This window comes from Alistipes sp. An116 (assembly GCF_002161005.1).
Lineage (GTDB): Bacteria > Bacteroidota > Bacteroidia > Bacteroidales > Rikenellaceae > Alistipes > Alistipes megaguti.
In genome coordinates this window covers 93,817-102,975 of the sequence record NZ_NFLR01000010.1, presented here as the reverse complement: position 1 = coordinate 102,975, position 9,159 = coordinate 93,817, and the positions used below count along the sequence as shown (strand labels likewise).

Annotated in this window: 5 protein-coding genes and 1 tRNA gene; 1 reads left to right on the top strand and 5 read right to left on the bottom strand. The window is 55.9% G+C overall.

Going from position 1 to position 9,159, the window contains the following annotated elements; all coding sequences use genetic code 11:
- Window positions 1-6: 6 nt before the first annotated feature.
- Window positions 7-83 (top strand) — tRNA-Asp (locus B5E60_RS08560).
- Between the two features lie 233 nt (window positions 84-316).
- Here B5E60_RS08560 and B5E60_RS08555 read toward each other — a convergent pair.
- The 5 genes from B5E60_RS08555 to B5E60_RS08535 are packed head-to-tail and all read right to left on the bottom strand — an operon-like array spanning window position 317 to window position 9,110.
- A complete protein-coding gene (locus tag B5E60_RS08555; RefSeq protein WP_204246461.1) occupies window positions 317-1,915 on the bottom strand; it encodes a BT_3987 domain-containing protein in 1,599 nt (532 codons plus the stop codon).
- Window positions 1,916-1,932: 17 nt separating this feature from the next.
- Window positions 1,933-3,246, bottom strand: coding sequence for a DUF1735 and LamG domain-containing protein (locus tag B5E60_RS08550; RefSeq protein ID WP_087311086.1), 1,314 nt, complete (start codon window positions 3,244-3,246; stop codon window positions 1,933-1,935).
- A 7-nt stretch (window positions 3,247-3,253) separates the two neighbouring features.
- Complete coding sequence (locus B5E60_RS08545; RefSeq protein WP_087311085.1) at window positions 3,254-4,189, bottom strand: glycoside hydrolase family 18; 936 nt, start codon at window positions 4,187-4,189, stop codon at window positions 3,254-3,256.
- A 7-nt stretch (window positions 4,190-4,196) separates the two neighbouring features.
- Entirely contained in the window at window positions 4,197-5,762 is a 1,566-nt protein-coding gene (locus B5E60_RS08540) for a SusD/RagB family nutrient-binding outer membrane lipoprotein (RefSeq protein WP_087311084.1), read from the bottom strand.
- A gap of 12 nt (window positions 5,763-5,774) precedes the next feature.
- The gene (locus B5E60_RS08535; protein WP_087311083.1) at window positions 5,775-9,110 is read right to left on the bottom strand and encodes a TonB-dependent receptor; all 3,336 of its coding nucleotides are present in this window, start codon (window positions 9,108-9,110) and stop codon (window positions 5,775-5,777) included.
- Between the last annotated feature and the right edge of the window lie 49 nt (window positions 9,111-9,159).

Genomic DNA, 9,159 nt, shown 5'->3' with positions numbered 1-9,159 from the left:
GAAAGGGGTGCGTTAGTTCAGCTGGTTAGAATACGTGCCTGTCACGCACGGGGTCAGGGGTTCGAGTCCCCTACGCACCGCCAGAAAGGGTGTAAATCAAGTAGTTACGAGATTTACACTTTTTTTTACACCCAAAAATCAAGCTACCCTATTTTCCTTTTCGAATCGAATTTCAAGATTCAATCACCCCAAATGGACGCTACTTTATCGAAAAGAATAAAATAGTGAACAATCGGGGCGGGAAAAACCGCCCCGACTATCGAATGTTTTTTTATCGGCTATGCCGGTCAAACATCATTTTGGTGCTTACCTGCATTTACCAATCTTTTGCGAAAGTATCATAGTTCTTCGAACTATTTCTATATATACCGGGTATGCGTGTGACAACGATGGAATTAAACATCTGATTCCCATCATAATCATATGATAAATTCATAAAGAAATTATCCAACATATCAATACAACCCCGTTCTGCCACAACTGCTTCAGGTAATTTTAAATCATTAAACACTATTAAATTACAAGTTGGATTTTCGCCCCATCCAGAAAGATCATATATCCATGCACCGTCGAAATCCATAAACAAATTACTGTTAGCAGCATAAAATGGAACATTGACATTTCCATAACGCGCTTCTTCTAATCCAGCAAAAGGCTTACGCTGAACTCGTTGTACATACAATGTATTTGAATTATATGGATTACAAAACACAACCGGTTCATCTTCAGATACATATCCATGCCATGCATAGTCAATATAATCTCCTACAGCAATACCGCCCGTGGCAGAGGTATCATGGAAATATTCGGTCGGTTCCTCATAATCCACGACGGTCAACAACCGATCCTTGCCGAGAGCCTCTCGCATCGCCTTGATCAGTTTCGGGTAGGAGGTGGTATTCATAGCGGGCATCCCCTCCTTGCCGTAACCAGCGCCCCGATCCCAAAGATTAATGCCGTCAAGGTCGTAGGTTTCTACAAAAACCTTCACTTGCGATACAAAGTCAGCAATCTGCGCATCGGTCATGTTGCAGAAGCCGATTCCCTTGCCGGCCCCTTCGATGCAGACGCAGATTTTCCGGCCCTTGTCCTTCATCTGGGCAATATATTTATCCGAATGCTCCAATGTATAGAAGAGATCGGAGGTCGGGACAAAAATCACCTGCTGCGACGCGGCATCATAGTCTACCTGCGCGATCCGCAATACGATAATATTGCCCAATGAAGCCCTGTAGACCGATTCGAAAGTGGTCATATCCTGTTTTTCCCATGCCACATAATCTGCATATTGAGCCTGTACTTCACTGGTATTGACATAAAAAACAGTTGTCCACTCGGTATCCAATTCTATATTATAAAGGTCATCGCCATCCTGATAGATGTTCTCGTCGAATTCCCGAACAGTTACCCCATAATAAAGTACTTCATCAGCGTCCTGCACGGCAAGAGGCAACAGATAAGTTCCCGGGGCCAGACCATCAGCCGAGAAGGTAACTTCGAGCGGATCAGAAACCGTAGTCCCTGCTGTCACAGTCAGCGCACCACCATTCCCTATCGACACATTCTTTGCCGGCAAGGGCTGAAGATTCGTCTGATTAGCATCATTATAAGTATCAACGAGCGACAGGTCGGGCGACACGGTTACCGTCACCGGCTGCGAAGTCGTCGTATTAAGCCTGTAGTAGACCTGATCGGCTACATCGTCCTCATAGCCCTCGACCAGGCGCACCGGAATGCGGTCGCGTAGCGACCTGCGGCTCCGCAAGGTTCCGGAAACCGTTTCAAGCGCCTCACCATCGGGTTCCTGTCCGGCTCCATACGATATGGGTTCCTCCGTACAGCCTGCGAGGAGCAGGGTTGCTGCGCATCCAAACGCAGCGCCCCGAAACAATCGAATAAATCCTGTATGTTTCATAATGTTCCCTTTCATGATTATTCCTTATTGAGTTGCGGCACCTCAATACCAGAGGGCCATTCGAGATCGAATTCAGCCACGCCATCGTTGCCGTTGCCGGTCCAGTCATGGATGACGTTGCCTTCGCCCTCGTCGAATTTCCAATAGCCGATCAGCCCCGGCGTCTGCGGATCGACATCGTACATGTTCTCCCAGATCTCCTGCTCGGTGCGGGCCACGTTCCATACACGCACCTCGGTAATGTCGCCGTTCAGCTGGCGCGTGTCGTCGTAGGACTTGCCGAGGAAGAACTGCCGGAAATTGCCCCAGCCCTTGTACTGTTCATACTTGACAGGATCCTGCAGGTAGAGGTCGTAGAAAGCCCGGCCCGCCAGGTTGAAAGGCGTCGAGGCGGGATTGCCGAGGTCCGTACCGCGGCTCTGCAGCTTGCCGTTGACGTAGATGCAGACCTCGCGCGTGGCGTAGCTGTACGTTGCGGCGACGTGGTACCACTCGCCGGCGTTCAGAAGTTTCGACTCGTCCTTCTTGGGGAACTTACCGAAGCCCGGGGTTGCAGCTGCATCACCCGTACCGTCGAACTGCAACTGCTGGCGCGGGAATGCAGCATCACCGATACGAAGCAGGAGGTAGTTCTCGACGCCCATGATGGTCGAAATCTCGGAGTGTTTCGAGAAGTCATCCACACGGATAATGGCCTCATAGGTTACGGCCGTGAGGTTGTTGAAAAGATCGCTCTGCGCGCCCGCCTTGTCCAGGGTCGGGAAGTTGATCCAGTTGTCACGCAGCGACGCTGCCGAGGTAATGGCCGACGAACGTTTCACAACATAATAAGCCGTTGCAGAGCTTCCCAGCAGCGACACCCCGCCGCTCGCGCTGCGGATCGTAACCGGAAGAAGGTAGGTTTCGTCGATCGGAAGTTCGGCTACGTCGCCCGAACCATCGAGATTCCTGAGCATCAGAGACAGCCGATCCGACGTGGTCTTTCCGGCCGGAATCGTCACGGTATTCTCCGCCAGTTCGTAATAGGAGGCGTCGAGCATGGTCCACGACGTTCCGTTGCAGGCATTGTAATCGGCCACAAGAGCCGGCTCGACCTCGACCGTAACCTCCACATCCTGCGACGCCGGGTAGCTCATCACCACCGAGAAATCGCGTTCGAGCGTCGGCAACGTCTTCTTGAAGGTCGTCAGCTGCGTGGCGTCCGCCTCGGCGACATCGAGGTAAATCACGTTGTCAAATGGCGAGCGATTGTCATATTCGTCATTCTTGCAGCCCGCAGCGGCTACCGCCGTCGCAAGCAGCACCAAAGCATATTTTTGCACTCGTTTCATGGCTGGCTTATTTTGCAGGGTTCAACAACTGGATGGCGGCCCGCATCGAAGCGTAGATAATTTCGCTGCCGAAATAGTCCGTGTTCGCATCATAGATGCACAATCCGCCAAGCGGGCCAAGTTCCGGAATGCGCAGGGCAAGGGCCGAAATGGCATCCGAAGCCGTCTTGTCCTCATCAAGAAACTCGTATTCGGTCATCGCGCCCAGCAGCAGCCGATCCTCAGAGACATTCTCCATCTCCAGGGCCCGCAGGACCTGCAGCTTCAGGTCGCTGGCGTTGTCCGTCGTCTTGGTATCCAGCACCATGTAATCAACTTGCGCCCGCTGTTCTGCGGTCAGAAACTGCGGATCGCCTTCAAAGAAGAGCGTCAGCGACTTGCCCGGACCGGCCACCGCCCCGAACTTTTCCAGAAACAGGGACGCTACCGCCTGCTGGACCTGCTGCGAGGCCTCGTCGCCATAGGTCGGCAGTCCGGAGAAGGAGAGCCCGTCGAGCCCCAGTTCCCGAGTCCGGGCTACCACCTGATCAAGGTAGGATCCCAATGCTCCGAGGTCCGCCCACTCGTTGCTGCGTGTGGCATAGTCCACGAAGTAGAGCACGCGCGTGCCCTTCTCCTTCAGGACCGACAGATCCTCGGCATCATAGGCCGAGAAGTTGTCGGCATTGGTCAGCGATACGGCATCCAGCGAATCCGGAAGGCTGCGCAGGCAGTCCTTCTCGCTCGTGGGATTTGTAGAGCCGTTTTCGAAACTCGCCACAACGAGCGTATGCTTGCCCGCCTTGTAGGCACGCAGCGCCGCCGTATACTCTGCCCACAGTTCGGGATTCTGCTCCGAAGGCCGCACGGGCTGCTGGTCGACAGGCTCCATCTGCGTCCAGTCACTGCACCCCACCGAGAGCGACAGCACCGCAAAAGAGAGATATATTCCGATTTTTTTCATAATTCCGTTATTGTAAAGGTTTGACATCCCACCAGACACGCACGCCGCCGTTGTCACGGCCGCCGAGCATGTCGATTGCAGCCTGCAGATGCACCGGATTTTCCGTGTACTCCTCGACCGGGTACGGTATGCGCCGCATGCCGTAGCGCGAATCCACCGTACCGCCCGACTTATTCTCCACGACGGGAAGCAGCCGCGGGTAACCCGTGCGCCGATACTCCGACCAGGCCTCGATTCCCAACGGGAAGATGGCGATCCACTTCTGCGTAATAATCCTTTCGAGATTGCGCTCGCGGACCGCATCCGTGTCGCCCGCCTCCCAGGCTATCGAAATGTCGCTCGCCGGGGCATCGGCCGAGTATTCCGACATCGGGTCGATGTATTTCGCGGGCTTCGCCGTGCTTGTCACATAGCTCTCGGCGCCCGATACGCCCCGTTCCTCGAACGACAGCGCAATGGCATCCTCGTAGAGCTCTTTCGCCGCATCCGGACTGCCCCAACGCAGTTCCCATTCGGCGCGCAGGAACGTCGCCTCTGCGGCATTGAACCACAGATAGGGCGAAGAACTACTGATCACCTGATTCGAAAAGGTCTCCACCATGGTCGCCTTATTCGTCGGGTCAATACCCACGCGAATACCGTAATAGTCGCTCTTCTTGTTCCACGTTCCCTGCGTGAACATCGCGGCACGGCGCGGGTCGTTGTAGCCGTTCATGTAGCTGATGATGTCGGCCGCCACGCGATGGTCGCCCCAGTCGTTGTAGATCAGGGCAGCACGGTTCTCCGGAGCGTGCATCTGCGCATTGTCCGCGTTGGCCATGATCACCCCGTCGGCAATCGCCTCGGCGGCTTTCGCCTTCGAGACCTCCGGCTTCACATACGACAGGCGCATCGCCATGCGCAGCTTGAGCGAATTGGTGTATTTGATCCATTTCAGGATGTCGCCGTAGTAAACATAGTCGAATTTGCGGAAGGCGTCGGCCGAGAGTTGTTCGTTGGCGTGAAGCACCGCCAGCACCTCGTCCAGCTCCTCGAACATCTTCATGTAGACCTCCTCCTGCGTGTCGTAGGCAACGGTCAGCGACTCGGCCGAATCTTCAACGACCTTCGAGTAGGGAATCGGGCCGTAGGTATCGGTCATGCGGTGCATGATCGCCACGCGGAACAGCTTGGCCAGGGCGATAGCCACCTCGTCGTCCGTATTGTTGATGACACCCCGGTAGTAGGGATAGGCCTCCTGCATCACGATCACGAAGGGCCATTTCAGCCAGTCGGCCGAGGGGTTGAAGGTCGAGAACTTCTCCTTCCAGCCGTCGGGCGTTTCGGCCATGTAGCCCGCAAAGGCGTTGCCCGTGAGCGATTCGTTGAACTGGTAGCGGTGCTCCTGTACCGGGATCACCAGGTTCTGAAGCCCCCGGATGTTGGTCCCGATCTTGTAGTTTTCGCGCTGGAGCTCTTCGTTCGTCGCCTCGCTCGGGTTGCGGTTGATCTCGTCGAAATCCCCCGTGCAGCCCCACGACAGCAGGAGCAAAGCTCCGAAAAGCGCGCTGATGATAGGTTGGATTCGTTTCATACGTTTTCGGTTTTAGAAGGTAACACGAAGGCTGAAGCCCAGGCTGCGCAGCGACGGCACCATGAAGTAGTCGATACCCTGGTAGTTGTTGCCCGTCGAGGCAATCGCCTCGGGGTCGAACGGCGCCTTGCAGTAGATCATCCAGAGGTTGCGCCCGACGAACGAGATATCGATCGAGCAGACATCGCGGAACCAGCGGCGCGGCAGCGTGTAGCCCACCGAAAGCTCCTGCAGACGGAAGTTCGTGGCCGAGTAGGTGTAATAGTGCGGCAGTCCCGACTGCGAGGCAATGGCAGCATACCAGCGTTGCGGATCCACCATCTCTCGGCCGTTGATCAGAACACCCCCGGCATCGCGCGCTGCGGCCGAAGTTTCCGAAACGCCGAACAGATCCAGATTGGCCTGCGTCGCCGAATAGCAGATGCCGCCGATACGTCCCGTGAAGAGAACTCCCAGATACGCTCCCTTCCATGAGAAATCGTTGCGCCACGCCAGATTGTAGTCCGGAAGCACCGAGCCGAGATAGATCTCCTCGCCGACGTCCGTCGTCACGAAGTTGCCGTTGCGGTCGACCTGGATATAGCCGTTCTCGTCGTATTTCAGATTCGACGTCGTATAGAGGTCACCCATCGTACCTCCCTTTTTCAGAATATACTTTGCCTTGCCGAGGCCCTTGATTTCAAGGCGGTCCTTCAAAGGCTCGCCGGTCATCGGGTCGCACATGCCGTCCATCAGATCGAGAATCTCGTTGCGGTTCCAGGTGAAGGTGACGTTCGTGTCCCACGAAAATTCGCTCCACGTGTGGCCGTAACCCAGCGATGCCTCCACGCCCGTGTTGCGCACGCAACCCGTCTGGACGTACATGCTCGAATAACCAGACGAGGTGGAGACCGTCGGCTGGAAGGTCTGATTGCTCGTGTCGGCCAGATACCACGAAGCGCTCAGCCGCACATCGTCCCACAGCCGGGTATCGAGGCCTACCTCCCAGGTCTTCGTCCGCTCGGGATAGAGCTGTCCGATTTCGCGGAACGTGGTCGGCAGCCACTGCTGCGTCGTCTCGTCATAGGCATAGGTCGGGGTCGTCAGGAAACGCGGGAAGGGAATACCCACCGACGAGAATGACGCCCGGAGCTTCAGATAGGTGAATGCATCCGGCAGGTCGAAGGTCGCCGAAGGAATCCACGAAAGTCCCACCGAAGGATAGAAGAACGACTTCTGAGGCGATCCGGCCAGCTGCGAGGCCCAGTCGTTGCGGCCCGTAACGGTCAGATAGAGCATCGACCGCCACCCTACCTCGATCGAGCCAAAGAGCGACTGCGTCTGCTCCTGCCAGCCCCACTTCTGGGCGCGCGACTTCTCGCGGTCGAGGTCGAAGACCGTGAAGAGGTTCGGAACACCCGAATCGCGGATCGGTCCCCGATAAGAGAGTTCGCGGCTGCGCACGTCGTTGATCGAGGCGCCGACATTGGCAACCAGAGACCACTCCTCGCCAAAAGTCTTGTTCACATTGGCAATCACGTCGGCATAGATCTGCTCGTCGGCGTTCGTGATCTCCGTATAGTGGCCCTGCGAACTGCCTTCGGTGATCGTCGTATTCGACGAGGCGTAGAGCTTCTGCGTATAGACCGAGTTGGTGTTGTCGATGCGTGCCCGGCCGCTGACATTCAACCACGGCAGGATGTCGTACGACAGCGTGGCCGAAGCCATGTAACGTTTCTTGTCCGTATCACGCGGGTTGCGGTAGGCAATCCAGTAGGGATTCTGCATGCGCAGGTCACCGCCTTCGCCCTGCGGCCAGTACTGAACGCTGATCTTGCGCGCCGGATCCCAACGCTCGAAGATTCTGACAGCATCAAAATCATCCCCGCGCGGGAAGAGATAGGCCGAGACAACCGGGTTCGAATAGACGCCCTGGTTGATCATGTTGCGGTCCTTCTGCACGATATAGCTCGCACTGACATCCAGATGCAGCCGATCATTGAGGAACTGCGTCGAGTTGCGGAACGTGAAGTTATAACGGTCGTAGAAGTTATTCGGGATAATTCCGTCCGAATTGACCGCAGCAGCCGAAAAGTAGGTCTGATTCTTTTCCGAACCACCCGAGAGGGTCACGGCATTCGTATAGACATGGCCCGTCTCGAAGAAGTCATCGGGCGTATAGCCTGTCCGGGCCGCATCGGTGAGCTTCGGGCCCCAACTGTAGACCGGCGATCCCGACACCGATCCGTAGCTGCCCGTGCCGTAGCGGTTCTGGAACTCCGGCATCACAAAGGGTGCAAGGAACTCCGTCTGACTCGAATAGGTCACCCGGAACTGTCCGGCCTGCCCCTTCTTCGTCGTGATCATGATCGCACCGTTCGCCGCACTCGACCCGTAGAGCGCTGCGGCCGAAGCTCCGGTCAGGACCGAAATCGACTCGATATCCTCGGGGTTCAGATCGGCAATGGCCTCCGTGGCACCGCGCGAATCGAACTCCGTGCCGCCTCCGCCTCCGACGTTGTTCATCGGGATACCGTCGATCACATACAGGGCATTCGACGACTGGAGAATCGACTTCGTACCGCGCATGACCACCTTCGAGGCGCCGCCGACACCCGACGACGAGGTGTTGATCGTCACACCGGCCACCTTGCCCGCGAGCGAATTCATGAAGTTGGCATCCTTGACCATCGTGATGTCCGACGGCGCGACCTGCTGCACGTTGTACGAGAGGGCCTTCTCCTGCCGTTTGATGCCGAGGGCCGTCACCACGACCTGTTCGATCTCCGAAGCTGCCTCGCGCAGCGTCACGTCGAAGCGGGTGCGTGAGCCGACTGCCACACGCGCCGTCTCATAACCCAGGTAGCTGATCTCAAGCACCCGGGATGACGCCGGGGCCGGGACCTCCAGCGAAAAGCGGCCATTGGTATCGGTCGAAACTCCCAGGGTCGTCCCCTGAACGATGACCGAAGCGCCGACGATCGGCAGCCCTTTGAGATCGGTTACGCGGCCTGATACCGTTACCGGTTTTTCCGGCTTCTCCGACTTTTTCGTCACAAGAACCGACATGCCCTCGATCGTGTAATCGAGCCCCGTATCCTTGAAAAGCGCGGGAAGAATTTGTGTAATGGTTTGATTCTCGGCGTGAACCGATACGATAATACGCCGGCTGTCGATGTCCTTATTGAATAGAAACAGATAGCGCGATTGCGCCTCTATTTCATGGACCACCTGCTCCATCGGAACCTTTTCCAGATGGATCGTAAAACGGGCGGTCTGTGCCTGCGCGCCTCGAATCTGAAGCGACAGACACATCAGCAGAATGACCTCAAACAGATTCCGGATTTTGCAGAATCTCGTTTTATTCATACTTTTGTGAAATTAAAGGTAATAGATGTAGTAAGGTTAGTTTTATTCT